The organism is Mesorhizobium erdmanii (genome assembly GCF_013170725.1).
GTDB lineage: Bacteria > Pseudomonadota > Alphaproteobacteria > Rhizobiales > Rhizobiaceae > Mesorhizobium > Mesorhizobium erdmanii.
Window position 1 is genome coordinate 6334230 of the sequence record NZ_CP033361.1, and the last position, 26062, is coordinate 6360291.

A 26062-nucleotide genomic window follows, 5' to 3' on the forward strand; every position below is an offset into this window, starting at 1 on the left:
GCCTGCGGGCTCGCATATTCGTCATGAGAATACCTCATTGAAGAATATCCCAAGGTTGGCGAGCAGCCAGAATTTCCGGCCAAATGAATCTGATGGGTTTCGTTGTCCCTCCTCGAACCAACGCCGCAAAGCAGCAGGATCGAACAAATCTCCCAGTGGAGAGTCCTTATCAAACAGCAGCCTTCGATATTCCGTTGCTCCCTCGCCAACGGCCCACTCACCCAGCGGCAGCGGAAATCCCATCTTTTTGCGAGATAGAACAGATCTGGGCAAGACGCTGCGGTATTCCCTTCTTAAGGGGAATTTTGAGACATCGAGACGTTCGCTGAAGGAAGCAACCGGATGCCACAGTGCCTGGACCGAAGCGATTGGAGTCCTCCACCTCAACCGCTGTGAGCCGGGCATCGCCATTGCGGCGGTAACGAGCTGGTGATCGGTATAAGGAACGCGAGCTTCAAGCCCAGCTGCCATTGTGGTGTTGTCAACCATTTCCAGCAATGCGGGCAAATGCGTAGAGACGAGAACATATGAGATCTTGCTAAAGAAATCTCCGCCGGCCTCTGCAAATTGAGTCGAGAAGTGATCGAACAGAGCCATCTCGTGCTCCCTTCGTATCCGCCCATCGATGGCAAGCGAGCGGATTTCATCGGTCGGGAAGTAGCTGTAACGCGCCAGGAAGAACTGCAATTGAGAGCAGTGGACGTCGAGTCCGAGGCGCCGGCGTGCGACCTGGGCAAGAGCACGTGGCAATGCGGCGATGATCTTGCTTCGATTGTAGTCATACGGCGTACGGAACAATCGGCTGTAGCCAGCAAAAATCTCATCGGCACCCTCGCCGGTGAGGACGACCTTATGCTCCTTCGAAATCGCCTTTGCGAGCGTAAACATTGCGATTTCGTTATGCATCCCAAGTGGATGTCCACGCAGGCGAACCAGCTCTGACACAGCGTTGATATCGGAAGGTTCTCCAATTGGAACGACCCGTTGAATGAGCCCGAATTCAGCGGCGACCTCCATCGCATAAGCCGTCTCGTCATAATCGGGGGCCTCGACCTTGCCGGTATAGCAAATCGGACGGATTTGGGAGTGAGCGGATGCCTCATAGGCCAGGATGCTCGAGTCAAGTCCACCGGACAACAATGCGGCGACCGGTACGTCAGCCACCAGCTGACGTTCGACGGCGCTTCCAAATAGTCTCCTTATGTCGGAATAGTCCGGCTTCGATCGCGAAATGCGCTCGGACAGATTCCACCAACGCTCCGACGTGTGTCGCCCGTTTGTTATTTCGAGAAGGTGGCCGGGCTCTAACTTGGAAATCCCGGCAAACAGCGTTCTGGCGCCGACAACCGCGCGATAGGAAAGAAAACTGAGCGCGCCGATGATGTCGGGTCCGCGCATCACGCCCGGCCAGCGAATGAGAGCGTTCGGCTGCGACGCAAAGAGAAGGCCAACATCGCAGATCGTGTAGTAAAGGGGTTTTACCCCCAAACGATCTCGGGCGATGAGAGCAAGCGAGTTCCGGGGATCGAAAAGCGCGAAGGCAAACATCCCGTCAAGGCGGTTCAGGAATGACTTTCCCCAAGCAATATAGCTAAGAATTAGAACCTCGGTGTCGGACACCGTCGAAAAGGAAAAACCCATGTCCCTCAATTCAGCTCTAATTTCCCGATAGTTGAATATCTCGCCGTTGTACGTTACCACCACTCCGGTATTGTCATCGCGATAGGGCTGATTGGCGCGAGAATGAGCGTCGACAATCGATAGCCGTCGATGCGCGAATGCGACCGATTGATCAATGTATAAGCCGCTGGCATCAGGCCCGCGATGAGCGAGAGCGTCAGCGCAACGCTCAACGGCCTCAGCACAAACGGGTGTCCCCTCGGTTTTGAGGACTATCCCAAAGATTCCGCACATTGGGGTCGCTCTCTTGGCACGAATAACGCCAACTACGTGCTCGGCTTTTCGCCGATCATCTGGATGCAGCCATCGCCGAACCAGAAGCGGGCCAGCGGGTGGTCATAATGACGGTACATCGGAGCGAGAAAGCGCCGAAGATTATGGAAATTTTTTGTATACCTTGAGATCCTGCGGATCTTCTCGAAGCCGCACTCGCCATACCAGCCTCGGATTTGCACCTCTGTGAAGGCGAACTCGTGATAGGTCGGCGCCTGGAAGCGATCCCGAATCGTCACGAACAAATCATCATCAAAAAGACTCCGAAAGAATTCGTTTTCGCCAGGGATATATTCCTTTTCTTCGCCGTCCTTTGTTCTCAACAGCCAGTCGATGGCTTCGCGTGCGGTGGATGCATCTAGATTGTCAATGGAACTGCGGAATTGTTCGTCGCTTTGGTAGAGTTCTCGCAAGTGATTGATGCATCGGTAAATGACGCCGTTGGCGGTACCCATAATCGTCAAGAAGAAGCTGCCGCCGGGGCGGGTTACACGGGCAAGCTCTTCAAAGCCTTTTTTCGGATCCCTGGTATGCGGCAAAACCCCTGCGCAATGGACAAAATCAAAACTGAAGTCGTCAAACGGCAGATCGAGCACACTGCCAGCGACCAGTTCCGAGCGCGGCCCAAATCGGCTGAGCCGCTTGCGCGCGCAATCCATCCAATCATTGCTCAATTCAAGCGAAACAACGTTTCGGGCCCCCTTGTCGAGAAACGCATAGGACGCATTCGCATTGGAGCCGCAGCCCGCATCCAGGACATCAAGGCCGCGGAAGCTACCGGTTGGCAGGCCGAAATAGTCCTCCTCGATCAGAGAGACCAACCTGTCGAATATGTGGTCGTCATTCTCCTGCTGGCGCTGGTAGCGATCAAAGACGGTGCGAGTTTCGATCTCGAAAGAGCTTTCCATGTATTCTCTTCCCTATAGCTACAAACTGATTCACTTTGTGAGCAAGGCGACAGATCCGGCTGCGACCAGTGTAAGATTGGCCAAGCGCAACGCATTGCCGGTACCGGGAAATTTGAAATTTGAAAGATGCAGGACCGACAGCACAAATCCTGCACCGATCAATAGGTTGCCCAGGCCTTGCACTGGCAAGTGATGGTCGGCGACGAAGAGCAACGCCAACACGAAGAGGTTGTTGTTCAACGGCAATCCTCTGCCGAATCCGTCAGCGTCCAGTCCGAACGTCGAAAAGTAGCTGAGGCGCAGAGCCCCCGACAGGATGAGGCAGTTGGCAGCCAACAAGGCGGAAACGGAGAACGCGTTGAAGGACAAAATCAGAACCGCTGGAAAGACGGCTGCGTAGACCAAATCAAGCAGCCCGTCCAACGCGCCACCCAGTTGTGCCGTCAAAGCGGACCGGTTCGGCGAACTCTTCGCGACCATGCCGTCGGCATCATCCGCCAAAAGAGCCCACAAGCCGAAACAGATGCCAATCTCGAAGCGCCCGATCAAAGCAAAGTAGATCGCCGTGGTGGCCAAGGTCAGCCCAAGGGCCGTAATGGCATTTGCAGCGTCGAACAGATAGCGGATCATCGTCCTACCCCCGCCACGGCGGCCGGCGCGCCGGTACTATGTCCGTGAGGTCGCTCGAAGGCGAAAATCCTTTCCGCCACCCGCAGGTCCTGTTCACTGTCGATCTCGTACCATCGCAAATCGTCGCATCGCACCGCGGCGAGTTGCAGTCCGCGCTGCTCGATGAGATGCGCGAGCAACTCCTCGGTATAGGCTTTGATCGCGCCCGAGCCGATCAGGTCGTGGAGGACCGGCACGATCACCGTTTGGAGTTCGGCTCCAGAGAACCGGATGAGGTTCATCATCTTGAAGAGCGCCGGGCTGCCTGATACCAGGTTTGCTGCCGTCTGCTTCAATCGGACTTCGGATATGAAGCCGTCGCTGGAAAGGACGGCTGCCGACCCTTCCATGGATGGATCGAACGGCGCGACCGCGGCGGCATTTGCCGCCTCCCCCAAGATCAGGTGGCGCAGCGCATCTTCTTCGAAAAAGACGTCACCTTCGAGGAGATAACAGTCGCCCGAAAGAAGCGTGTCGCGCGCCAGCCAGAGCGAGTAGGCGCTCCCCGTCTTGTCGAAGACCGAGGACTCGACATAGTTGATTTCAAGTCTCCCGAAGCGTTTGCCACACGCATGGCGAATGGCATCCTTGCGATAGCCGACAACAATCGTCACCTCTTCAACTCCCACCGCCTGGAGGTTCCACAGGGCATTGTGAAGTATCGGTGTGCCGTTGACTTCGATGAGGGGCTTGGGACACAGATCGGTCAGCGGACGCAGGCGGGAGCCGAAGCCAGCAGCGAGAATGACGGCTTTCCTGGGAGCAGCGGGAGGCATCTCATTGACCTCTTTCGTTGTGTGTGTCATTTCCAGGCATTGAGGAATTCGACGAGCCGGGCCAGGCCGGTCGCGAGTTTTTCAGGTGGAATTCCATAGGACAGGCGCAGGCCGGCGGGGTCACCGAACGCAGTGCCCGGCACAGCTGCAACGCCAGTTTCGGCAAGCAGAGCCGTCACGACATCGTCGGCCGTCGTTGAGGCGCCGTCTTTCGATCCCGGTCGCAGCAGACGGGAAAGATCGAGATAGAAATAAAAGCCCCCTTGCGCCTTGGCGACCGGTACACGCGTCAACGAAGAAAGCGCGTCGAGACCGACCCGCCTGGTGCTTGTCAGGCGTGAACGCAGCTTGCTTTCATAGTCCGAGCCCCCCCTTTGCAAGTGGGCGAGCACCGCGTGCTGGGCAATTACGTTTGGATTCGAAGTGGTGTGCGATTGCAGGGCCTTGACGCCATTGATCACCTCTTTTGGACCCGCCAGATAACCGATGCGCCAACCGGTCAATGCCAGCGATTTGCTGAAGGAGTTGACGATCAGCGCGCGTGCTCGAATGTCGGGAGCGACCGAGACGATCGGGTGGTGGGTATGATGCCCATATATGAAGTCGCCATAGCACTCGTCAAAAATGATCCACAGGTTGCGGCTGACTGCCAGTTGAGCGATGGCCATCAGGGTTTCAACATCGTAGACCGCACCGCCCGGATTGCTGGGCGTGTTGACGACGATCGCCCGCGTGCGTTCGGTGACCGCCTCCTTGATGTGCTCGGGGCGCGGGACGTAACCGTTTGATTTGGTGTCGACGAATACCGGTGTGCCGCCGGCGATTAGGACCTGGGCGGGAAACGTTGTCCAGTAAGGCGCCGGGATGATGACCTCGTCGCCTGGGTTTAGAAGCACCATTGCGGCGTTGAACAAGGCCTGCTTCGCTCCGCACGTCACGGCAACTTCCTCGGCCTTCCAGATCTGGCCGGTAGCGCGGGATATCTTCCGCGACAGTGCCTCGCGCAGCTCCACATTGCCAACGGTATCGGTATAGCGATTGACGCCGTTATTGATGGCGTCGATCGCGCCGTCGCGAATCGTGGGAGCAAGCTCGCTCCAGATCTCGCCGGCGGTCAGATCGATGATCTCCTTGCCAGCATCGGCCGCCGCTTTTGCTGCAGCGCGCGCTGCGGCGGTACCCGATGTAGCGAACAGGTTTGTCCGATGCGCAAGCATGTGCGCTCCCGTTTTCGTTTGCTTTCAAAAGACGGGCTGGGGCTGCTACCGCACGCCGGTCGCCGTCTGCGGCAGATATTTCTCTTCCGCCGCTGAGAGTTCCTGGTAATTGAGCAGATCGAAGAGTTCATCGAGGGTCGCCACCTCGTCCTCGATACCGGCGATACTTTCTTCGCGGAGGATACGGTCGCAGACCTGGCGCATGGCCGATATCGCCGCGCGCATGTTGTGGTTCGCCCAGATGACCGTGGAGATTCCGGCCGCCCGATACGCGGAGACCGGTGTGCGGTAATATTTCGTAGGCACGATCACGACCGGAAGGCGGTTCTGCCAGGCGCGCGTGAAGGCGAAAATCTGCTCAGCGTTGGACTTGCGGGAATGAATCAGAATAGCATCGGCGCCGGCCTCAGCGTAGGCTTGTGCTCGCGCCAGCGCCTCATCCTCTTCGCGGCCGGCGATGAGCGCCTCGATCCGGGCGACCAGAACGAACTCCGCATCCGGCACTTGGTCCTTCACCGCCTTAAGCCGGCCGCAGAACTCGGGAATATCGGCCAACGGGTGCCGATCACCGATAAACGAGTTCATTTTCGGGAACGCCGTGTCCTCGAGACATATGCCGCTCGCGCCATGTTGGCGCAGCTTGCGGGCGACCAAACGGGCATTGTTGAAGTTCCCGAACCCGCTGTCCCCGTCGACGAGGACTGGAATGTCCACCGTGTCGGAAATTCGCTCAACCACATCGACGAGTTGGGACCAGGAAGCTTCGTTCGCATCTCGATATCCGAGACTGGATGAAATCGAGAGGCCGGACGCCCAGAGCGCCTTGAAGCCAGCGCGCTCGGCAATCGCAGCCGAAAGGCCGTCATGAGCCTCCATTGCGAAGGCGAGTTCACCGGACGCGATCATTCGGCGCAAGCTCTCGCGCGTCTGCGCACCAGGCTGCCTCTCCACCATGCGGTCTCACCTCCACCGACGCTATCCAGCCGACAAGCCTGTCATTGCTGCCGCACGAAGTACTTTCAGTGACGAACCGCTCTGCCCACCGATCGGCGATCTGCCACTGTCGTGCACCGGACAGAATGAATGAAGCAAGGCGCGTGCCGAAATGGCGCCCCACCTGCGCCGCACCCATTCTCCATACGCGTGCCAGGCCCTTTGGTCGGGCTTGCGACATCCTCGTCCAACTTCGGACACAAGAGGGGTCGTGGGAGTGGCTATTCGTCTGCGCCGTGGCGGCTGGCCCGCCACGCTGCCGATCAACGATCTCAAGCGGGGTGGCCCAAGGAGCGGAAGACCTGCGGTCCGTGCAGGCAAGGTGACGGACGGCGTTGGTCTTCGATCCCGGCAATCGCCAGGCGGCTTGATTGTCTATCCAGGCCGCATGGACGAATTGCCGAGCATCGGCACGCGAGATTTCAACAACCCCAGCGGCCGCCCGGAACTTCAAGCCTTGACGTGACCGAGCGCCTTGTTGATCGCTGGAATGATCTTGTCTCCCCAGAGCTCAATCTGGCGTAGCATCGTCTTTTGGTCGAAATCTCCCAATTGGGTCTGAATTGCGATCTGGTCCGGCTTAAGGACACTTATCTCTTCCAGCAGGCGATCGATGACGCGACTTACGCTGCCGATCGGCAGGTTCTGGCGCATGGTCTCGAACGACAGGTCCTGCTGCGTCGGTGTTTCCTGCAGCAGATAGCCGTCCCGGCTCTGCTGGCGACGCTGATGAAGTGCTTCAGATAGCCGGCGCTGGAAGCGGGCGTTGTCGAGATAGCTGTCGATCTCAGCCTGATCGTCGCTGGCATAGCAGCAGCGCAGAAGCGCTATCTTGGCGGCCGTGACATCCTTACCCCGCGAGGCCGCTGCCGCCTCGATGGTCTCACGCAGCATTCTTATGTTTTCCAAGCCGTAGTGGAACGCCGTGACGAAAAGATTGTGGCCCTCACGATAGGCACGGCACATGCTTCGCGCGGAACCGCAGGCGATCCAGATCGGTGGGGCTGGCCTTTGGATGGTGCGCAGCGAAATCGCCGTTAAAGGTATCTTCTCATACTGGCCATTGTGCTCGAAGACCTGCTGGTTAAGGCCCTTGAGAAGGATATCCAGATATTCCGCAAACATGGCCGGCGCCTGATCGACATCGACGCCGAAGCGCTCGAACTCGAACTGCTGGTATCCCGAGCCGACGCCGAGTTCGAGGCGGCCGTTCGAAACGATATCGGCAAAGCCGATCTCGGAGAGCAGGCGCTGCGGTTGATATAGCGGCAGCACACAGACGCCGGTGCCGAGGCCGATGGTGCTCGTGAGGCCAGCACAGTGTGCCACCATCATCAAGGGCGAGGGAACCAGGCTGTAATTGTTGAAGTGGTGCTCGGCGAACCATGCGGTGTTGAAGCCGGCCTGCTCCGAAGCGATTGCCTGTTCTATGGAGTTACCGATGACGCTGTCGCACGATTGATGATAGCCTCGCTGGGCCGCCAAGATGAACGTCGCGAATTCCATGGCGTTTCCTCGTTTACACAAAGTGGCCAATCAAGCCTTCGACTTGTGCCGATTGCGGGTGGGCCGGGGTATCGATCCGGCGGCGACGTAATCGACCATCTTGCGCAGAGCTGCCTATCGTTCGGCGGCCGATCCCGCCTGCCGCTCCAGTAATGATGACGACCCGTCCTGCCCGCTCCACATGAACCTCTCCGCAGCCAGCGTCCTCGACGCGAGCCAGCCGGTCGCGGCATTGCAAGACGTCCTGGTGACCGCAAGTTTCCATACCGGTAGACGTGTTGCGTTCCAGGACCGCTCCCGCGATGCGGCTCTCCAGTTGGGAGCCTTGGAAAGCATTGTGGTGTCAGCATTGCATTTTCATCTTGATGACGAGCTGCGGCGCTTCTTGAGCGCGTAAACCGGGTCATTGGGATGCGCTGCTCCGATCGGTTGCCGTAAGCCGAACCGTTCTGCCTCGGGGACCGCTGGTGGGGTCTGCTCTTCGAGCCAATCGTAAACGACGGTCCGTTCGGCAATGCGCCACGCCCCTTCCCTCTTCTGAAACAGGTCGCAGTAACGGCCGCAGAGAAGCACCTGGCGTGCTTCTCCGTCGTTGTCTGGTCCGCGTTGCAGCGCGGTGAAATAGCTTTCAACCACGGCCTCCGCCGGGTCGATGAACTCGATCAATACGTTCGTGATCTGGTGGATTAACCGCGGTCCGGTCTTGAAGAGACCAAACGCAACCTCAAAAAAGCCCTCGGCTGAGCCGCAATAGGCACCGTGATTGTCATGCGCATCGGGCCAATACGCACTGCGCAGCGCAGCCTCATCCGCGCGGTCTATGCCGCGGCAGTACCGATAAAGGCAGTCGCGGATCGCCTCGCGGTCGCGCAGTTCGGTGATTTTTGCCTGGCTCATCGCTCTGTCGCAAATTTTGAGATTGGAAGAGGCGCTTCGTGCCTCTAGGTGCATGTAAGGACGAACCGATCGGCAACCGAAGAAGCCAGAACGGAGACGAACTTCACGCGTCGCGTGCGTGTCATTGAGGTCTCGATGCCGGAGAGGAGATAGGCAGGGAAGCGGCCGGACATCTTGCCTTGCGGTTTGGGGCCACGTCTCGTGATTCCACCTAAGCTTCCCCAGCGCTTGGTTGCATGTCGGCTGGTTCGAACCGCGCGGCCGACGTGCGATCGATTTCCAGCGCACTTTCGGGGCAGGATCGCACGGCCCGTGACGCGAGCAGTTCGTCCTCTTGCGCGACATTGATGTCGCCAGGCAGGACGTAGCCCTCATCATCAAGCTTGAAGATGTTCGGAGCTTGCGCCCAGCATCGTGCGTGACCCTGGCACTTGGTTTTGTGGACGACGATGTGCATGGCGCTCCTCCATTGTCTGTGCCGTGGCTGAAGACTTCTTGGTCAGGACCAGTCGACGATCAGATTTTCGATCCCAAACACATGGCCGCCATAGGCGATGGGCGCTGTACCTTCCTTGATCCGGAAGGCCGGGAGGCGCGCCAACCATTCCTCCAGGCCAATAACAATCTCTCGCCGGGCAAGGTGTGAGCCAAGGCAGCGGTGGGGACCATAGCCAAAGGCGGCGTGGCGGTTGTCCTCGCGCATGAGATCTATCGTTTCGGGACATTCAAATTCCGCCGGATCGCGATTGGCAATCATCGTCGCGCAGGAAACATAGTCCCCCTTACGGATCGGCGCGCCTTCGAAGTCGATATCTTTCCTTGCCACCCTGATAATCTGCACGGTCGGATAGGCACGCAGCAACTCTTCGGCTGCGAGCACGATTCGGTTCGGTTCGCTCCGCAGCAGTTCCTGTTCTTCGGGATGACGCGCGAGAAAGGCCAGGTCAAAGCCAATCGCTGCAGCGACCGTGTCAAGTCCCGCGACGAACACGAGCACGCCGATGCCACGGACTTCCTCGTCGGTCAGCCGCCGGCCCTCGACCTGTGCCTGCAAGATGAAGGTCATGAAATCGTCGACCGGTTCCTCGCGGCGCATGGCCGCGAGCTCGTCGATGAACGCCAGGATCGTCCGGGCCGCCGCCGGTCTTTTGACATCGTCGCCGTGGAGCAGGTCGTTCGCCCAGCCGACAAATGTATGGAGTCGGTGATCGGGTAGCCCAAGAAGGCGAAGGAAGATGCTTACCGCAAAAGGCAAGGCAAAATCCTTCATGACGTCGCAGCTCGTGCCCGATGCGGCGATGCTGTCGATCAGGGCTATCGCTCGCTCACGGACAGCCGGTTCGAGTGCCGTCACCCGCTTGGGCGAGAGCAGCGGATTGAGTAGCGAGCGAAAGACGCCATGGGCCGGTGGATCGAGTTCAAGCGGGATCATCGGCCAGTTCTCGCCAAGCGCGGAGGCGAAGATGCTTCGATGGCTGGAGAAGGTATCAGCGTCTTGCAGCACCCTGCGCTGGTCTGTGGCGCGAGTGATGACCCAGGTGCCTCGGCCATCGCGTGTGTTAAAGGGGGAATAAAAGATCGGTGGCCCGGCATGAACGCAAGCAGTAGCGGCCTGCGGGTCCCCGTCGGGCGTCGGCAGCATGCCAGGCGACGTGAACAGGCTGAAGTCCCCCACCATTTCGGGCGGGACATGATCCGGAACCTGGTTGAGCGCCATTGGACTTTTTCTGCCGTCTAACCACCAACCAGGCTGCGCGGCATTGCATCTTGGCCATCCGGCAACTTGTAACCCTCTTGGCCAGACCGCTGTCTGGCCGCCAAAGAGCCGACGAGCGAAATCGTCGGAGACGCGGCGTTTTCCAGCTTCGAGTTGCGAGCCGGAATGAAGCTCTTGCTCCAAAGCGGTTCGGGGTCAGTCATCTCATCGAGGATATCCGCAGCGCGGCACGCGAAAGGCCGCTTGGCCGCCGACGCGCTCGCCGGTCTCCTCGAGCGCCGGCGAGAGGACAGGGACAAGCACATGCTGGTCGAATCGTATCTCCAGGTCGATCGGTGGCCATTGGCCGGTGCCGGGCGATTGTGATGGTGACGCAAGCCACGCCGGTCGATATTGCATTCCAAAGGCAATGCCCGTTTCGGATAGAATTTGAACTGACGCTGGCCTGACATGTTGTCTTCCTTCTTTGCATTGAGCGCGATTTCACTCACGAATGGACGCCAGTCGGTATCTCCTGCCGTCTCAACAACACAGCTTCAAAAGTCGTGCCAACGGCGCGGAAAGAGCCTTGCAGGAGATTTTCTGCGTATCATTCAACAGCTTGAACGAATGCGCAGCCGCAAGCCTGGCGGAGCACAGCCGTGTCGCGGACCTGACATACCCGACAGCAAAGTCGCGGCAGCTTCAAATGCTCCGAGAGCACAAGGCGGTTTTCCGTCACTTGGGACCGTGCCCGCCTCACGCAAGCGCAGTTCAGGAAGATGCACATGGCCAGTTTGCCAATGGACGTGCTGGCTTTTTTACCCATCGTCGACTTCGAAGCTGTCTGGGGGCGTCGATAGGCCGAAGCGCGTAGGCCGGAGGCCGGAGGGACCCTCGTCAGGTTAGCCCCGACCGCGCCGAATACGAGCCACCTATTTTCTGTGCGACCCGGCGACCTTCCGGTCCGACTTCCGACATTTTTGTCCAGCTTCGGACAAAGAGGTTCGCGGATTGAAACGCATAAAGGGGATGCCCTCTGCCCAGAGCTCACGATCAGGTGATTATGGGCGCGCTCGACCTCGGCGAAGGCATGGTCCTGGCCGCTCAAGGCAAAGAGTGTCGCTGCAAAAAAATCAGTGTGAACCTCTGCCTAAATCAAATGGCATGGCGCTTGCGTCGGACTCGGTAGAACCCATCACAAGGTGGCCGGGAGCAAGACCATTGCAGACATCGCGACGTCCCGTACAAGCGCGTAGTGAAACCGTTCTCGTTGCCGCCGCAAATCGAGACCTCGTTTCTTCAAACGCCCACGCTTGCGAGCGGTTTTGCCATGGCTGATCCAAGGCCGACACAAAACGCGCGGCGCTCGGCCGAATTGCCGGCCGAGGTCGATGCCGTGTCAGTTTCAACCAAAAAAGCAGCGGACCAGTCTTCCTCCAGGAGCACATTGATGACCGTCAAAAAAAAGGTTCCTTTCGTCACCTTTCGCACGCGTGTTCGCGATGAGTCCATCGAGGGGCCAAACCCGTACCGCTGGGAAGACAAGACATCCGACGACTGTTTCAACGGCAAGCGCATCATCCTGTTCTCGCTGCCCGGTGCGTTCACCCCGACCTGCTCGACCTTCCAGTTGCCCGATTTCGAAATGCTCTACGACGAGTTCCAGAAGGAGGGAATTGACGCGATCTACTGCGTTTCGGTCAACGATGCCTTCGTCATGAATGCCTGGGGCAAGGCCCTGGGGCTGCAGAAAGTCCAGCTCATCCCAGACGGCTCGGGCGAGTTCACCCGCAAGATGGGCATGCTGGTTGCCAAGGACAATCTCGGCTTCGGCATGCGCTCCTGGCGCTACGCTGCCGTGATCAATAATGGCCTAGTGGAGCGGTGGTTCGAGGAGGACGGTTTCTGCGACAACTGCGAGACCGATCCCTATGGCGTATCGTCGCCGCAGAACGTCCTTGAAACGCTGAAAGCCGCTGAAGCCGTGACGGCGGCATGATCTAGACGAGTCAACGTCTCGAAAATCCCCTTGCACAAGGCGAAGGATCGCTCGGTAGGAGTTTCACGCTAACCATGGAGTCCTCAGCAAGCCTGCTTCAGCGTCAGAAGCAATCGTTGGTTTTGACGCCGCAAATGATGGAATCCATTCGCCTGTTGCAACTGGCGCATCCCGAACTGCATCAGTTCGTCGAGCAAGAAATCGAGAAGAACCCCTTTCTGGAACGGGCATCAAACCGGGCGCCGAAGGACATTCCGTCGATTTCGGCCGGGAACCCGCGCATCGGGCCGACCACGGGCGGAGCATCGGATCGGGCCTCGCAGTGGAAATCAATCCGCGGCAAAAACAATGTCCAACCGGCGGGAAACCATGCTTTCGAAGATTCCTTCACCTCCATCGAAACATTGCACGACCATGTCGCTCGTCAGATCGCTCTCAGCGCATTCGCGCCGCTGGAGCGGCGAATAGCTGGCGAACTTGCCGGTCATCTGGAAGACACCGGATACCTTCCGGTGAACCTTTCGGAACTGGCCCGCAGCCTGAATGTCCGGGAGGCTGTTGTGGAACAAGTTCTTGGAACCTTACAGCAGTTCGATCCACCGGGTATTTTTGCGCGAACTCTCAGCGAATGCCTTGAGATACAGTTGCGGCAGCTGAATAGGTTCGACCCGGCGATGGCAGCGCTGGTCGCCAATCTTGAAGCGCTAGCGCGACGCGATTTTCAAACATTGAAGCGCCATTGCGGTGTCGATGAAGACGACCTTCTCGACATGTTGCAAGAAATCCGCGCGCTCGATCCCAAGCCTGGAAATCGCTTCCAATCCGGAGGGCCTGAATCGATCATACCCGACGTCTTGGTCCTGCCCTCGCCCGCAGGTGGGTGGCAAATCGAACTCAATCCAGACACGCTGCCCAGGCTCCTGATGAACCAAAACTATTTTGCCGAGGTCTCACGCCTAAGCGCCCAAAATTCGAAAGACCAGTCATTTCTCAACGAGTGCCTCCAAAACGCGAACTGGCTAATCCGCAGCCTTGATCAGCGCGCCAAGACGATCCTCAAGGTAGCGGCTGAAATCATCCGCCAGCAGGACGCCTTTTTTGAACATGGGGTCGCCCACCTGCGGCCTCTCAATCTCAGGACTGTCGCGGAGGCGATCAACGTGCACCAGTCGACGGTAAGCCGGGTGACGTCGAACAAGTACATGCTGACCCCGCGCGGCGTGTTCGAACTGAAGTATTTTTTCACTGTCGCGATCGGCTCCTCCGAAGGCGGCGACGCGTACTCCGCTGAAGCCGTCCGCCATCAAATCAAGGCGATGGTTGCCGTGGAATCGCCCGACGAAGTGCTTTCCGACGACGACATCGCCACCCGGCTCAAGGAAACCGGGATCGACATTGCTCGCCGAACAGTTGCGAAATATCGTGAGGCGCTGAACATCCCGTCCTCCGCGCGCCGTCGCCGGGAAAAGCGCGTGCGGCTTCGATGCCAATCAAGCCAGGGCGGCGGCGCCGACGAGAGCGGCTCTTAATCCAAAGCGAACCCGTTCTTGATCCGGGCCAAGTGGCTTTCGCCTTCCTCCGGGCCAAAACAGCTTTCGAAATCGCGGCATTCCTGGCAACTGGGCGCGGTGCATAACGAAAAGCCTTCATCTTCGCAGAGCTTACGATAGAAATACTTCTTCCATTTCATGTTTTTGGTGTTGCCGGCCGCCAGCGCCGGGAAATGCCTGGCGATCAAGCGGCTGAGTTCGGCCCGATTGAAAAGGCCAAGGTCCTGCCACAGATGGTCATTGCGCAAGCTACGCCTGGCGATGATCTTGGCGAAGAGGATGCTCGCCGGATCGTCTGGCCTGGCATGCCCAATGAGCAGGCCGCGCAGAAGCCCTTCCTCCATATCCGGCTCGGGATCGGTCAGCTTTTCCAGCGCCAAGGCGGTGACGGGCACAGCCGGGAAATAGTGTGTCATGACATCTCGCAGGTCGGCACGCGAAAGGCCGGTTGCTTCGGTCGCGGTCGCCTTGCCGGCCCCGACCTCCTCGAACGCGAGGTAAACAACACAGGCAAGCGCATGCCGGTCGAACGCCGCCGCCAGGTCTGTCGGCGGCCATTGGCTGGTGCTGAAACAGACACGGTGATGGGCGACTGTGGCGCCGTTCTCCTGGTCTTGTCCCCAGCTCATGCAGCAAGCTTGTCGGCCGCAAGGTGGGTCTGGCAGTTCTTGGCGCAGACGCGGCCGCAGGCGCCGCAGCCGATGCAGTGGCCGGCATGGTCGACGATCATGACCATGCGGTTGAGCTCGCCATCGAAGTCGTCGTCCTCGCCCGCGCAGATGCCGAGGATTTCGCCTGCGTCGTCGACGCCATGAAGGTGCATGACCTCGCGCGAGCAGACCTTGAAGCAGCGCCCGCAGCCGATGCAGGTCGCGCTATTGATCGCCGTCAGATAGTGCGGCGTCCATGGCGAGCCGTCGCGGGTGACAAAAGCGCTCGTCATTGTAAATTCTCCAACGCCGCGAGTTCTTCCTTTGCCGCATCCAGCTCGGCAAAAATCTCGAAGGTTTCCCTGGCGACCGCCTTGATCTCGGTCCAGTTGACCCGCAGGTCCTTGGCAAGGTCGTGCAATTCGATCTTGGCGCTCCCGCGCGCGACTGCAGCTTGCGGACCTTCTTCTGCAACAGCTCAAGGTCTGACATGATCCCCTTCCTCGCAAGCCGGTTTTCTTACCCCCGCGCCATGTCGGACGCGCTTCTATGGCCGCGACCGCATCGCCGGCGTGCCGGCCTCGGCGAGTTTCCGGAACGTCTCGAAGCCGAACCGATGATGGCGATGGTGCATAGGAGACGCTACAGCCAGCTTATGCAATCCCGCGCTGCGAGACGCAGGTCCGTATCCTGCACCTTCGAGTTCGGCATAAGAGCGGTGGGTCGCAGCCGACAATCACGATCAGTGCCCCATGTCGACGCGGGCCGTGCGCGCATGCTGGGAGGGCGTCGATTTGGCGACACCTCTCTGCCAGAGAACGCGGATCTGGCGCGGACCCGGCGCGTTGCTTTCCTTCGCTTCATTGATCGCATCAACCAAGATCTAAATGATCGCGCGGCGGCGGCCGCCTCAGGTTGAAGCCTCAAGCGCCGTGCCGGGAACGCAGGACGCAGCTCATAAAAAATTGTCTTCATCCCATTCATTGGTTTGCTCGAGAGCGCGGCAGGAAGACAGGCCGGCACCAGGCGTGTCGTGGATTGGACAAACCCGACGACAGGTTGCGGCCGCCTTTTCAGGAACGGCCCGACAGGATTGCTGGGGAGGCGAGCTGAATCTACGCCGTGTTCAACCGCGTTGCACATCGGTCCCACCCCACCCCTTTGTCAGCTCCAAGGCCTGCCGCTCGAACAGGCGGCGGTAGATGCCGTCGCGACGGATCAGCGCGGCGTGGTCGCCCTGCTCGGTGATGCAACCACGGTCGAAGACAAGCAGCCGGTCGAGTTCGCGCACCGTCGAGAGCCGGTGCGCAATGACGAGCGTGGTGCGCCCGACCATGAGCCGCTCCATTGCCTTCTGGATCAGTACCTCCGATTCCGAGTCGAGGCTCGATGTCGCCTCGTCCAGAATCAGGATCGGGGCATCGGCGAGAAAGGCGCGCGCTATCGCCACACGCTGGCGCTCGCCGCCTGAAAGCTTCACGCCGCGTTCGCCGACCAGCGTACCGTAGCCGTTCGGCAGGCGCGCAATGAAGTCATGCGCGCTGGCGAGCCGCGCCGCCTGCTCAATGTCGGTCCGAGAAGCACCTGGCCGCCCATAGGCTATGTTCTCGGCCAGCGAGCGGTGGAACAGAAGTGGCTCCTGCTGTACGATCGCAATCTGCGAGCGCAGCGAGGCCTGCGTCACCCGCGAGATGTCCTGCCCATCGATCAAGATTCGTCCAGCATCCAGGTCGTAAAGCCGCTGGATGAGCTTGACGAAGGTGGTCTTGCCGGAGCCAGAGGGGCCGACCAGACCGACCCGTGCGCCGGCCTCAATCGAAATCGACAAGTCGCTGTAAAATGGCGACCAGTGATTGCCGTAGTGGAAATGGACGCTCTCAAAATCGATGTGACCCTTCGTGATCCGGATCGGCTTGGCGCCGGCAACATCGGCCACGTCGGGCGGCTGGCTGTAGGTTTTGACCAGTTCTTCCATCTCATTTACAGAGCGCTGGATGTTGCGCACGTGTATGGAAACATCACGCAAGTAGCCATACAGGACGGTGAAAGACGCGAGCACCAAGGCGATGTCACCTGGGGTAGCCTGGCCGCGCGACCACAAAAATAAGGCATAGCCGATCAAAGCCGCTCTCATCGCAAGAAGCATGATTCCTTGGAATGCAGCACTGGTTGTCCCGCGCACCCAGGTCCGGCGGGTGCGGTGCCGCCACTTAGAGATGACTTTCGCGAGGCGATAATCTTCCCGCACCTCGGCGCCGAAGCCTTTGACCACGGCGTTACAGCTGATCGCGTCAGCAAGCGAGCCCCCAAGCCTCGTATCCCAGTCGTTGGCAAGGCTTGCCGCTGGCGCCACATAGCCAAGCGACAGGATAATGATCAGCGCCACATAGCCAACCGAGCCGCAGGCGATGATCAGCCCCATCATTGGCCAATACCAGCCGAGCAGGACGCTCGACCCTACGAGCATGATGAGCGAGGGGAACAACGCAAAAAGCATCGTGTCGTTGAGGAGGCAGAGCGCCCACATGCCGCGCGTGATCTTGCGCACCGTCGAGCCGGCGAAGGTTTTCGCATGCCAATTGGTCGAAAAGCGCTGGACGCGATGGAACGCGTCGCAGGCGATGTCCGACATCATCTTCAGAATGAAGTCATTGACGGCAATGAAGGCGACGTTGCGCAAGACGACGGCGCCGAGTGTGAGAGCAATCAACATTGAAAAGGCCGCAAGAGCCGCATCCCACACGACGGCCTCTGCTGCCGCCCCTTGGGCGACCGCGTCTACGAGCCGTCCGGAATAGAACGGCGTCAGGACGTCAAGGAGCGTTGCGACAAGCACCGCGATCATAATGATCGCGAGCCGGACCGGCTGCCTGCTCCAGTGGCGCATGGTGAAGGCGAAAACGTCGCGAAAGGCGGCGCCGCGCAGATCGATGTGAAAACGACGCTTGGCTTTGTACGAGCGCAGCAGGACGCTCGGTCTCAAGAAAGCTGAAATGGAAGGTCTGCGTGAGGACGAAAACATGCGGAATGCGGGTAGCTGATCTGGACCTGGCATGTTGCTTTCTTTCTTTCCTTCGTTCCATCGATCGCGATGTCACCCGCGAGATGAATATCGGCTGCGAGCACGCGCCGCTCTTACGAGGATAGAACCGCAATAGCCGTGCCAAAGGCACAGAAGACGCTCAGAAGGATTTTCTGCATATTCCTCAATGACAAACGAGATCTCAGCAGGCAACGGGGCGGAACAGTGCCGCGTCGCGAACCCGACAAACCCGACAGGACGCATCGATCGCGCGGGCACCCTGGGCGAACGACGTAGGATTGCTCCTCACGCGAAGCGGAATTCACGCCGATTCAACGGCGTTCCGCGTTGAACAATTCAGGCCGATGTCGGACATGCGACATAGCAGTGTTGAAGACATCTGTTGTTTTGAAATGATTTCCTTCTTTGGCACGGTCCATGCGTAGCTGTTCGAGAACGCGCCCCGGCCTGAAGGAGAAACAGTCCATGATCCAGCGCACCGAAAACGCCGTGGCCTAAAGACCGCGCTTTCCCGGGCCGGCGCAAGGCTGGCGCATCAAGTCGAGGCGAGCGGCCGCGCTGGGTCCAAGAAGCGCGGGCCGAATGTGGCCGCGGCAACTCCTTTGGCTAGCCATCATCATGACAGACCGGGCGTGCGCTTTTGCGTGATTGCGCTCAGGAGAAGGATCACATCCATGAGGCCTGTTTATCTGGACAACAACGCAACGACACGGGTCGATCCTGAAGTCGTTCAAGCGATGCTGCCGTTTTTTACGGACCATTACGGCAACCCGTCGTCGAACCACGATTTTGGCGCTTCCGCCGGGGCGGCGGTGAGAAAGACGCGCCTGCAGGTGCAAACGCTGATCGGCGCGGAGTTCGACGACGAAATCACCTTCACCTCGGGCGGGACGGAAAGCGACAACACGGCGATCCTTTCGGCGCTCGAGGTGATGCCTGAGCGCACTGAGATCGTGACTTCCGCAGTCGAGCATTCGGCCGTGCTGACGCTTTGCGCCCACCTTGAAAAGGCGCGCGGCATAAAGGTGCATAGGATCCCGGTGGATCGCCACGGCAGGATCGACCTCGACACCTATAAGGCCGCCCTCACCCCGCGCGTGGCGATCGTCTCGATCATGTCGGCGAACAACGAGACCGGAACGATCTTCCCGGTGCCCGAGCTTGCTGAGTTGGCCAAGGAAGTCGGCGCCCTTTTCCATACCGACGCGGTGCAAGCGGTCGGCAAGCTTGCGATCGACTTGAAATCGACGGCAATCGATATGCTGTCTCTCTCCGGTCACAAATTACACGGACCGAAAGGGGTCGGCGCACTTTATGCAAAGCGCGGCGTGCGCTTCTGTCCGCTGATCAAGGGGGGGCGCCAGGAGGGCAACCGCCGCGCGGGCACGGAGAATACGCCAGGCATCGTCGGTCTCGGCATGGCAGCCGAACTTGCCTTGAAATTCATGGACGACGCGAACACACGGGTAAAGGCGTTGCGCGACCGCTTGGAGAAAGAACTTCTCCAGCGCATCCCACACGCCTTCGTGGCCGGCGACCTACTAAAGCGGTTGCCGAACACCGCAAACATCGCCTTTGGACATATCGAAGGTGAGGGCATACTGCATTTCCTCAATCGCGAGGGCATCGCCTGCTCCTCCGGCTCTGCTTGCGCCTCCGGCTCGCTGGAGCCGAGCCATGTCTTGGTGGCGATGAATATCCCCAATAGCGCGGCACACGGCGCAATCCGTTTCTCCTTTTCGCGCAACAACGGCGAGGAGGACGTCGACCGGGTGCTCGAGGTCATGCCCGGGATCGTTAAGAAGCTGCATGACCTTTCCCCGTCTTCGCCAGCCAGGCGAAAGGACTTCAATCAGCTCCAGCTCCGGGCGACGACGCAACCCCCGAGCACCGTTTCGGGCCAAGGAGGATGCAATGCGTAGTTGTTTCGCTGAAAGCTGTGCCATCGATGTCACCGACATCCTCGCCCGGCTGATGAGCCTGTCGGCTGCGGAGGAGTTCTTCGCAGTCCTTGGCATCTCTTATGATCCGAAGGTGCTCAATGTCTCACGCCTGCATATCATGAAGCGCATGGGCCAATACCTCGCTGAAGAGGATTTCGCCGGCCTTCCCGACGGGGTGATCGCCGCGCGGGCGCGTGCGACGTTGGAACGCGCCTATGAGGATTTCGCGACATCCTCGCCCCTCACGCACCGGGTCTTCAAGGTGCTCAAAGAGCACGATCCGGACAAACCGGCCGTTCGGGACCACACCTTTGTCCCGTTCGATTCGATCCTGAGGCGGTTCGAGACAGACTGAGCGCGACACGGTTGCGACGCGACAATGTCGAAAAGCCGACAAGTCCGGTCATCACGACGGCACCTTCGGAAGAAAACAACCCCATGTCAAAGGGAACAGAGCAACGCAAGAGGGTTGGCACGAATGATGCTGAGAAGGAGATGAACGCCACGGGCGCTTGCGGATTGGAGCCGAGAGAGATGCAATGCACATTGTAATCTGTATCAAGCAGGTGCCGGACTCCGCGCAGATACGTGTCCACCCGGTGACGAACACGATCATGCGCCAGGGCGTACCGACCATCATCAACCCTTACGACCTGTTCGCCCTCGAAGAGGCACTTAGATTGCGCGGCGCCCATGGCGGCGAGGTCACCGTGCTTACGATGGGTCCGCCGATGGCAGAAGATGCGCTGCGCAAGGCGCTCACCTATGGCGCCGACCGCGCGGTCCTGTTGACCGACCGCTGTTTTGCCGGCTCCGATACTTTAGCGACCTCCTTCGCGCTTTCTCGGGCAATCGTGAGAATTGGCGAGACCTTCGGCGCGCCGGACATCGTCTTCGCCGGCAAGCAGACGATTGACGGCGATACCGCCCAAGTCGGGCCCGGCATCGCCAAGCGCCTCGGCCTGTTGCAGTTCACCTATGTGGCGAAGATCGCCTCTATCGATCTCGATGCGCGCGAGATCACCGTCAACCGCCGTTCCGAAGGCGGTACGCAGATGCTGAAAAGCAGACTGCCTTGCCTCATCACAATGCTGGAAGGCACCAACGAAATCCGCAGGGGCTCGCTCGACGACGCCATGCGCGCCGCGCGTAGCCAGATCGTGAAGTGGAGTGCGGCCGAAGCTGGCATTGAGGACCTCAACAAATGCGGCCTGCGCGGCTCGCCGACGGTCGTCAAGCGCGTTTTCGCCCCTACGACGCGGGCGGAAAAGGCGACGCAAATCGACATGACCGACAAGACACAGCATGACGCCGCTGACGAACTGATCGCCGCAATCTTCACCCGCCAGCCAGCGCTCGAACACGAACTCGCCTTTGACGGCGGCCAGTGACGGGACGGCAAGGAGAGACGATGTCGAACGCGAACCGCGAAGCCCCTCCTTCCGCCGGCCGTGCCGGCATCAAGAGGGAATTGCCTGAGCACTTTAGGGACTATCGGCACGTCTGGGTTTTCATCGAACTGGAACGCGGCGAGGTCCATCCCGTGTCCTTCGAACTGCTTGGCGAAGGCCGCAAGCTCGCCGACAAGCTTGGCATCCAGCTTGCGGGCATCGTGCTCGGACCGCCGGGTGAGGCCACCCAGCATGCCGTTGCCGAGGCCTTCGCTTACGGCGCCGACCTTGTCTACCTTGTCGAAGCACCGCTGCTTGCCGACTATCGCAACGAGCCTTTCACCAAGGCGATGACGGATCTGGTCAATACCCACAAACCGGAGATCCTGCTTCTCGGTGCGACCACGCTCGGCAGGGATCTCGCTGGCTCAGTAGCGACGACCTTGCTGACAGGGCTTACTGCCGACTGCACCGAACTCGATGTGGATGTGGACGGTTCGCTCGCCGCGACCCGTCCGACTTTCGGCGGTTCCTTGCTATGCACGATCTATACGCTCAACTACCGGCCGCAGATGGCCACCGTACGACCCAGAGTTATGGCCATGCCACCGCGGGCGGATAAGCCGGTTGGGCGTGTCATCCGGCACAAGCTGTCGATGACCGAGGAAGAGATCATCACCAAAGTCCTTGGCTTCAACCTCGATCGCCAATCGGCAAAGGCAAATCTCGCCTACGCCGACATCGTGGTTGCCGGAGGCCTGGGCCTCGGCTCGGCGGAAAATTTGCAGCTTGTGAAGAATCTAGCGCGGGCAATCGGCGCCGAATATGGCTGTTCGCGCCCGCTGGTCCAGAAGGGCTGGATGCCGGCTGATCGGCAGGTTGGCCAAACGGGCAAGACCATCCGGCCAAAGCTTTACATAGCGGCCGGGATTTCCGGCGCCATTCAGCATCGGGTTGGCGTGGAGGGGTCTGATTTGGTCGTAGCCATCAACACCGACCCGAACGCCCCGATCTTCGACTTTGCCCACCTCGGCATCGTCACTGATGCGATCCGTTTCCTGCCGGCATTGACGGACGCCTTCACCCGGCGGCTGTCGCCGCACAGTCACGACAAGCTTGCGAGCTAAGGGAGACGGCCATGATCGAGGAAGAATTCGACGCCATCGTCGTCGGGGCCGGTATGTCCGGAAACGCGGCCGCCTATACTATGGCAAGCCAGGGCCTGGCAGTGCTGCAGTTAGAGCGCGGCGAGTATCCGGGCTCCAAGAATGTCCAGGGCGCCATCATGTATGCCGACATGTTGGAGCAAATCATCCCGGATTTCCGGAATGATGCGCCTCTCGAGCGGCATCTGGTCGAGCAGCGATTCTGGGTGATGGACGACACCTCCCACACCGGGATGCAGTATCGATCGGATGATTTCAACGAGGCGAGGCCCAATCGCTACACCATCATCCGTGCCCAATTCGACAAGTGGTTTTCGCGCAAGGTGCGCGAGGCCGGCGCGACGGTTCTGTGCGAGACGACGGTGACCGAACTCGTCCGCAATGCCAAAGGTAAGGTGATCGGCGTGCGCACCGACCGGGCTGGCGGGCCGATCTATGCGAACGTCGTCGTGCTCGCAGAAGGTGTCAACGGACTGCTCGGTACACGGGCCGGCCTGCGCAAGATGCCGAAGCCAGAAAGCGTGGCGCTCGCTGTCAAGGAAATGCATTTCCTACCCGACGAGGTCATTGAGCAGCGGTTCGGCCTCCAGGGCGACGAAGGCTGCGTGATCGAAGCGGCGGGCACGATCTCTCGCAGCATGGCCGGACTTGCATTCCTCTACACCAACAAGGAGTCGATCTCTCTCGGCATTGGCTGCCTCGTCTCCGATTTCGCCCAGACAAGGGAGAGCCCTTACGTCCTCCTCGACGCCTTTAAGCACCATCCTTCGATTCGGCCGCTGATCGCGGGCTCGGAAGTCAAGGAGTATTCCGCGCATCTCATTCCCGAAGGTGGCTACAAGGCCATTCCGCAGCTCTTCGGTGACGGTTGGGTCGCGGTCGGCGATGCCGCCCAACTGAACAACGCCATTCACCGCGAGGGTTCGAACCTGGCCATGACTTCAGGTCGCATCGCGGGCGAGGCAATCATTGAGATCAAGGGCCGCAACCAGCCGATGATCAGGAGGAATCTCGCCCTTTACAAGACCATGTTGGACAAGTCCTTCGTAGTCAAAGACTTGATGAAATATAAGGACATGCCGGACCTGATACACACCAATTCCCGCAATTTCTTCATGACTTACCCGCAGTTGATGTCGCAGGCCGCGCAGAACTTCATGCGGGTCGACGGAACCCCGAAAATCGAGAAGGAAAAGGCGACCACTGCTGCCTTCATCAAGGCGCGTTCGCGCTGGGGGCTGATCAGCGATGTGGTCCGCCTGGCACTGGCGTGGCGCTGAAGGAGAAACAGAATGACGATGGCCGTGACGAAGTTACGCGTCGAGGAGAAGCTTTATCAGAACCGTTATTTGGTCGATCCGGGCCGCCCGCATATCAAAGTGCGACCGCACGAGAGGCCGAGCGCGAACCTGCTCGCGCTGACACACATCTGCCCGGCTAAGTGCTATGAGTTGAACGACAAGGGACAGGTGGAGACCACTCCCGACGGCTGCATGGAATGCGGCACCTGTCGCGTGCTGTGCGAGGCCAGCGGTGAGATCGTGTGGAATTACCCGCGCGGCGGCTTCGGCGTTCTCTTCAAGTTCGGATGACTGGCGCAGAGCGAGAAATGAGAGGCTCGCAATTGCGGTTAATACCGTCAATAGTGTTCACAATTACCGAAAAGCTGAAAAAAGTTTCTGGAACTCAAAATACAAAAAAGGGCTTGGGCGGAGCACCTTGGACAATCCTTGAGGTGTTTGCATGGCTCACATGCTTCCAGATCAGGTCGGTGAAATCGCATCTCGGAACACCCCGCCCGAACCTGCGGTCGAAGCGGTGAGCAATGCGGACAGCTTGCTCAGGGGAATCTACGAGATATCGAAGATTCTGACTGCCCCGGCCCAGCTGGAGATTACGCTTGCCAATGTCGCGAATATCCTCTCCTCGTTTGTGCAAATGCGTCATGGCGCAATCGTCGTCCTGGACGCTGAAGGAGAGCCGCAGATTAGCGCAACTACCGGCGGCACTGTGCCTCAATCAGCCGCCGGCAGCGTCATTCCCCAGGCCGTAATAGACAAAATCGTCGCTACCGGATTGCCGATCGTCATACAAGACACAAGCACGTCCGAGCTATTTCAGGCTGATCCTCGATCGAACAGCGGCACGATCGCAACTGCCTTTATCGGTGTCCCGCTAAAGGCTGAGGAAAAGATCTTCGGGACGCTGTCGATCGACCGCGTCAGGAACGGTACCACCAGGTTCCACTACGAGGAGGACTTAAGCTTCCTGGCCATGGTCGCCAATCTGGTCGGCCGGACCATCCGCCTCCATCGCACTTTGAGCACATGTCGTCAGCGACTTGTGGAAAAGCAACCGAGACCAGAGCAGTCGCTCGACGAGGACAGGACCCATCCGGCCCGACATCCGCATGTCAAGATCGACGGAATTATCGGAGAAAGTCCCGCCCTCAAGCAAGTCCTCGATATCGTCTCGGTCGTGGCCAGGACCAATTCCACCGTGCTTCTGCGAGGCGAAAGCGGTACCGGCAAGGAGTTCTTTGCACAGGCTATCCATAAGCTTTCACATCGGAAGGACAAATCCTTCGTCAAATTGAACTGCGCCGCACTGCCCGAAAGCGTTTTGGAATCAGAGCTCTTTGGCCACGAGAAAGGCGCCTTCACCGGGGCTATCCTGCAGCGCGCTGGCCGGTTCGAATTGGCGAATGGCGGAACCCTGCTGCTTGATGAAATCGGCGAGATTTCGCCTGCCTTTCAAGCCAAGCTGTTGCGCGTCTTGCAGGAAGGAGAACTGGAGCGAGTGGGCGGCACCAGGACCCTCAAAGTTGACGTGCGGCTCATATGCGCCACCAACAAGGACCTCGAGACGGCTGTCCGGAATGGAGAGTTCAGGGCTGACCTCTATTACCGCATCAATGTGGTGCCAATAGTCCTGCCTCCCCTCAGAGAACGGCCGGGCGATATTCCACGCCTTGCGAAAGCTCTCCTCGAGCGATTCAACAAGGAGAACCATCGCGATCTTGCATTCACGCCGTCGGCGCTTGACCTAATGTCGCAATGCTATTTCCCTGGCAACGTGCGTGAGTTGGAGAATTGTGTGAGACGGACGGCCACACTTGCGCGTTCAACGACAATAACTGCGTCGGATTTCGCCTGCAAGAACAGCCAGTGCTTGTCTGCGCTTCTGTGGAAAGGAGTCGGCCGTTCGCATGGCGGCTATGCCGTCGACGAGTTCCCACGTGCCAATGTGATGCCGGCTGGATCGCGGCCGTCTCCCATGCGGGTCGGCGCCTCACAGAATGAGGCATCGCCCGGCGAGACCTGCGACCCCCACCATCCCGTTTGTCCTGCAATGAACCCGCGTCTGACGGAACGCGACCGGCTGATTGATGCGATGGAGAGGGCCGGCTGGGTACAGGCCAAGGCGGCTCGTGTTCTCGGTCTCACGCCGCGGCAGGTCGGCTATGCTTTGCGCCGGCATCGTATCGGAGTGAAGAAGTTCTAAACGTCCCTGATGACATCGAACGTGGTTGCGCGGTTGCTTCCCGCACTGGGCATAACTGAGACAAGACGGAACCTTTTTTGACGTTGTCGGCGACCTGACAAGACGTGTCGCAGGAAACGGACACAATTGGACACAAAAGGCACGACGTAAAAGCCAACATAACGATAAAGACCACTTTTCGAGTTGGCATATCTCTTG

General features: G+C 59.2%; 24 protein-coding genes and 1 pseudogene. 9 read left to right on the forward strand and 16 right to left on the reverse strand.

Annotation, left to right across the window (positions count from 1 at the left end; translation table 11 throughout):
• Window positions 1–21 precede the first annotated feature (21 nt).
• From asnB to EB233_RS30450, 12 genes are all read right to left on the reverse strand, one after another.
• On the reverse strand, window positions 22–1914 hold the full coding sequence (asnB, locus tag EB233_RS30395) for an asparagine synthase (glutamine-hydrolyzing) (RefSeq protein ID WP_064987104.1): 1893 nt from the start codon (window positions 1912–1914) through the stop codon (window positions 22–24).
• 32 nt (window positions 1915–1946) lie between these two features.
• Window positions 1947–2861, reverse strand: a complete 915-nt coding sequence (locus tag EB233_RS30400) for a class I SAM-dependent methyltransferase (protein WP_064987103.1) — start codon at window positions 2859–2861, stop codon at window positions 1947–1949.
• Between the two features lie 30 nt (window positions 2862–2891).
• Window positions 2892–3491 (reverse strand): CDP-alcohol phosphatidyltransferase family protein, encoded by a 600-nt coding sequence (locus EB233_RS30405; protein WP_064987102.1) that lies wholly within the window; start codon window positions 3489–3491, stop codon window positions 2892–2894.
• A complete protein-coding gene (locus EB233_RS30410; protein WP_064987145.1) occupies window positions 3488–4306 on the reverse strand; it encodes a phosphocholine cytidylyltransferase family protein in 819 nt (272 codons plus the stop codon). The genes EB233_RS30405 and EB233_RS30410 overlap by 4 nt, the downstream gene beginning before the upstream one ends.
• Window positions 4307–4332: 26 nt before the next feature.
• The gene (locus EB233_RS30415) at window positions 4333–5523 is read right to left on the reverse strand and encodes an aminotransferase class I/II-fold pyridoxal phosphate-dependent enzyme (protein ID WP_064987101.1); all 1191 of its coding nucleotides are present in this window, start codon (window positions 5521–5523) and stop codon (window positions 4333–4335) included.
• A gap of 45 nt (window positions 5524–5568) precedes the next feature.
• The gene (gene aepX, locus EB233_RS30420; protein ID WP_064987100.1) at window positions 5569–6477 is read right to left on the reverse strand and encodes a phosphoenolpyruvate mutase; all 909 of its coding nucleotides are present in this window, start codon (window positions 6475–6477) and stop codon (window positions 5569–5571) included.
• 489 nt (window positions 6478–6966) lie between these two features.
• Window positions 6967–8022 (reverse strand): LLM class flavin-dependent oxidoreductase, encoded by a 1056-nt coding sequence (locus EB233_RS30425; protein WP_064987099.1) that lies wholly within the window; start codon window positions 8020–8022, stop codon window positions 6967–6969.
• A 357-nt stretch (window positions 8023–8379) separates the two neighbouring features.
• On the reverse strand, window positions 8380–8919 hold the full coding sequence (locus EB233_RS30430) for a nuclear transport factor 2 family protein (protein ID WP_064987098.1): 540 nt from the start codon (window positions 8917–8919) through the stop codon (window positions 8380–8382).
• Between the two features lie 211 nt (window positions 8920–9130).
• Window positions 9131–9376 carry a ferredoxin gene (locus EB233_RS30435; protein ID WP_064987097.1) on the reverse strand — a complete coding sequence of 82 codons (246 nt, stop codon included), beginning with the start codon at window positions 9374–9376 and terminating at the stop codon, window positions 9131–9133.
• Window positions 9377–9418: 42 nt separating this feature from the next.
• Window positions 9419–10636, reverse strand: coding sequence for a cytochrome P450 (locus EB233_RS30440; protein ID WP_064987096.1), 1218 nt, complete (start codon window positions 10634–10636; stop codon window positions 9419–9421).
• 17 nt (window positions 10637–10653) lie between these two features.
• The gene (locus EB233_RS30445) at window positions 10654–11127 is read right to left on the reverse strand and encodes a hypothetical protein (RefSeq protein ID WP_155765395.1); all 474 of its coding nucleotides are present in this window, start codon (window positions 11125–11127) and stop codon (window positions 10654–10656) included.
• Between the two features lie 790 nt (window positions 11128–11917).
• On the reverse strand, window positions 11918–12079 hold the full coding sequence (locus tag EB233_RS30450) for a hypothetical protein (protein WP_155249159.1): 162 nt from the start codon (window positions 12077–12079) through the stop codon (window positions 11918–11920).
• Between EB233_RS30450 and EB233_RS30455 the strand changes: the two genes are divergently transcribed.
• Both EB233_RS30455 and rpoN read left to right on the forward strand, forming a co-directional pair.
• Window positions 12069–12617 (forward strand): peroxiredoxin, encoded by a 549-nt coding sequence (locus EB233_RS30455; RefSeq protein ID WP_027047771.1) that lies wholly within the window; start codon window positions 12069–12071, stop codon window positions 12615–12617. The two genes, EB233_RS30450 and EB233_RS30455, sit on opposite strands and share 11 nt — an antisense overlap.
• A 74-nt stretch (window positions 12618–12691) precedes the next feature.
• On the forward strand, window positions 12692–14146 hold the full coding sequence (gene rpoN / locus EB233_RS30460) for an RNA polymerase factor sigma-54 (protein WP_064987095.1): 1455 nt from the start codon (window positions 12692–12694) through the stop codon (window positions 14144–14146).
• On the opposite strand, the gene EB233_RS30465 is transcribed toward rpoN, so the two are convergent.
• The 4 genes and pseudogenes from EB233_RS30465 to EB233_RS30480 all read right to left on the reverse strand — a co-directional run bounded on the left by EB233_RS30465 (window position 14143) and on the right by EB233_RS30480 (window position 17839).
• Window positions 14143–14796 (reverse strand): nitrogen fixation protein NifQ, encoded by a 654-nt coding sequence (locus EB233_RS30465; protein ID WP_064987094.1) that lies wholly within the window; start codon window positions 14794–14796, stop codon window positions 14143–14145. The genes rpoN and EB233_RS30465 overlap by 4 nt on opposite strands.
• Entirely contained in the window at window positions 14793–15110 is a 318-nt protein-coding gene (gene fdxB / locus EB233_RS30470; protein ID WP_019863294.1) for a ferredoxin III, nif-specific, read from the reverse strand. Before fdxB ends, EB233_RS30465 begins: the two co-directional genes overlap by 4 nt.
• Window positions 15107–15309: pseudogene (locus tag EB233_RS30475) on the reverse strand (CCE_0567 family metalloprotein). Before EB233_RS30475 ends, fdxB begins: the two are co-directional and overlap by 4 nt.
• A gap of 634 nt (window positions 15310–15943) precedes the next feature.
• Window positions 15944–17839, reverse strand: coding sequence for an ABC transporter ATP-binding protein (locus tag EB233_RS30480; RefSeq protein WP_019863291.1), 1896 nt, complete (start codon window positions 17837–17839; stop codon window positions 15944–15946).
• A gap of 695 nt (window positions 17840–18534) precedes the next feature.
• On the opposite strand from EB233_RS30480, the gene nifS reads away from it, so the two are divergent.
• From nifS to nifA, 7 genes are all read left to right on the forward strand, one after another.
• Window positions 18535–19782 carry a cysteine desulfurase NifS gene (gene nifS / locus EB233_RS30485; protein WP_155765394.1) on the forward strand — a complete coding sequence of 416 codons (1248 nt, stop codon included), beginning with the start codon at window positions 18535–18537 and terminating at the stop codon, window positions 19780–19782.
• Complete coding sequence (gene nifW / locus EB233_RS30490) at window positions 19775–20158, forward strand: nitrogenase stabilizing/protective protein NifW (protein WP_019863289.1); 384 nt, start codon at window positions 19775–19777, stop codon at window positions 20156–20158. The genes nifS and nifW overlap by 8 nt, the downstream gene beginning before the upstream one ends.
• A 184-nt stretch (window positions 20159–20342) precedes the next feature.
• Window positions 20343–21194: an electron transfer flavoprotein subunit beta/FixA family protein gene (locus EB233_RS30495; RefSeq protein ID WP_019863288.1), complete on the forward strand. Its 852-nt coding sequence runs from the start codon at window positions 20343–20345 to the stop codon at window positions 21192–21194.
• Window positions 21195–21214: 20 nt separating this feature from the next.
• Window positions 21215–22321, forward strand: a complete 1107-nt coding sequence (locus tag EB233_RS30500; protein WP_019863287.1) for an electron transfer flavoprotein subunit alpha/FixB family protein — start codon at window positions 21215–21217, stop codon at window positions 22319–22321.
• A gap of 11 nt (window positions 22322–22332) precedes the next feature.
• On the forward strand, window positions 22333–23640 hold the full coding sequence (locus tag EB233_RS30505) for an FAD-dependent oxidoreductase (protein ID WP_019863286.1): 1308 nt from the start codon (window positions 22333–22335) through the stop codon (window positions 23638–23640).
• 12 nt (window positions 23641–23652) lie between these two features.
• Window positions 23653–23952: a ferredoxin family protein gene (locus tag EB233_RS30510; protein ID WP_019863285.1), complete on the forward strand. Its 300-nt coding sequence runs from the start codon at window positions 23653–23655 to the stop codon at window positions 23950–23952.
• A gap of 151 nt (window positions 23953–24103) precedes the next feature.
• On the forward strand, window positions 24104–25864 hold the full coding sequence (gene nifA, locus EB233_RS30515) for a nif-specific transcriptional activator NifA (protein WP_019863284.1): 1761 nt from the start codon (window positions 24104–24106) through the stop codon (window positions 25862–25864).
• Window positions 25865–26062 lie beyond the last annotated feature (198 nt).

Excerpts from the sequence above, each read along its gene's own strand:
- asnB (WP_064987104.1), bottom strand. The coding sequence starts at position 1,914 with ATGTGCGGAATCTTTGGGATAGTCCTCAAAACCGAGGGGACACCCGTT.
- EB233_RS30400 (WP_064987103.1), bottom strand. The coding sequence starts at position 2,861 with ATGGAAAGCTCTTTCGAGATCGAAACTCGCACCGTCTTTGATCGCTAC.
- EB233_RS30405 (WP_064987102.1), bottom strand. The coding sequence starts at position 3,491 with ATGATCCGCTATCTGTTCGACGCTGCAAATGCCATTACGGCCCTTGGG.
- EB233_RS30410 (WP_064987145.1), bottom strand. The coding sequence starts at position 4,306 with ATGCCTCCCGCTGCTCCCAGGAAAGCCGTCATTCTCGCTGCTGGCTTC.
- EB233_RS30415 (WP_064987101.1), bottom strand. The coding sequence starts at position 5,523 with ATGCTTGCGCATCGGACAAACCTGTTCGCTACATCGGGTACCGCCGCA.
- aepX (WP_064987100.1), bottom strand. The coding sequence starts at position 6,477 with ATGGTGGAGAGGCAGCCTGGTGCGCAGACGCGCGAGAGCTTGCGCCGA.
- EB233_RS30425 (WP_064987099.1), bottom strand. The coding sequence starts at position 8,022 with ATGGAATTCGCGACGTTCATCTTGGCGGCCCAGCGAGGCTATCATCAA.
- EB233_RS30430 (WP_064987098.1), bottom strand. The coding sequence starts at position 8,919 with ATGAGCCAGGCAAAAATCACCGAACTGCGCGACCGCGAGGCGATCCGC.
- EB233_RS30435 (WP_064987097.1), bottom strand. The coding sequence starts at position 9,376 with ATGCACATCGTCGTCCACAAAACCAAGTGCCAGGGTCACGCACGATGC.
- EB233_RS30440 (WP_064987096.1), bottom strand. The coding sequence starts at position 10,636 with ATGGCGCTCAACCAGGTTCCGGATCATGTCCCGCCCGAAATGGTGGGG.
- EB233_RS30455 (WP_027047771.1), top strand. The coding sequence starts at position 12,069 with ATGACCGTCAAAAAAAAGGTTCCTTTCGTCACCTTTCGCACGCGTGTT.
- rpoN (WP_064987095.1), top strand. The coding sequence starts at position 12,692 with ATGGAGTCCTCAGCAAGCCTGCTTCAGCGTCAGAAGCAATCGTTGGTT.
- EB233_RS30465 (WP_064987094.1), bottom strand. The coding sequence starts at position 14,796 with ATGAGCTGGGGACAAGACCAGGAGAACGGCGCCACAGTCGCCCATCAC.
- fdxB (WP_019863294.1), bottom strand. The coding sequence starts at position 15,110 with ATGACGAGCGCTTTTGTCACCCGCGACGGCTCGCCATGGACGCCGCAC.
- EB233_RS30480 (WP_019863291.1), bottom strand. The coding sequence starts at position 17,839 with ATGTTTTCGTCCTCACGCAGACCTTCCATTTCAGCTTTCTTGAGACCG.
- nifS (WP_155765394.1), top strand. The coding sequence starts at position 18,535 with ATGAGGCCTGTTTATCTGGACAACAACGCAACGACACGGGTCGATCCT.
- nifW (WP_019863289.1), top strand. The coding sequence starts at position 19,775 with ATGCGTAGTTGTTTCGCTGAAAGCTGTGCCATCGATGTCACCGACATC.
- EB233_RS30495 (WP_019863288.1), top strand. The coding sequence starts at position 20,343 with ATGCACATTGTAATCTGTATCAAGCAGGTGCCGGACTCCGCGCAGATA.
- EB233_RS30500 (WP_019863287.1), top strand. The coding sequence starts at position 21,215 with ATGTCGAACGCGAACCGCGAAGCCCCTCCTTCCGCCGGCCGTGCCGGC.
- EB233_RS30505 (WP_019863286.1), top strand. The coding sequence starts at position 22,333 with ATGATCGAGGAAGAATTCGACGCCATCGTCGTCGGGGCCGGTATGTCC.
- EB233_RS30510 (WP_019863285.1), top strand. The coding sequence starts at position 23,653 with ATGACGATGGCCGTGACGAAGTTACGCGTCGAGGAGAAGCTTTATCAG.
- nifA (WP_019863284.1), top strand. The coding sequence starts at position 24,104 with ATGGCTCACATGCTTCCAGATCAGGTCGGTGAAATCGCATCTCGGAAC.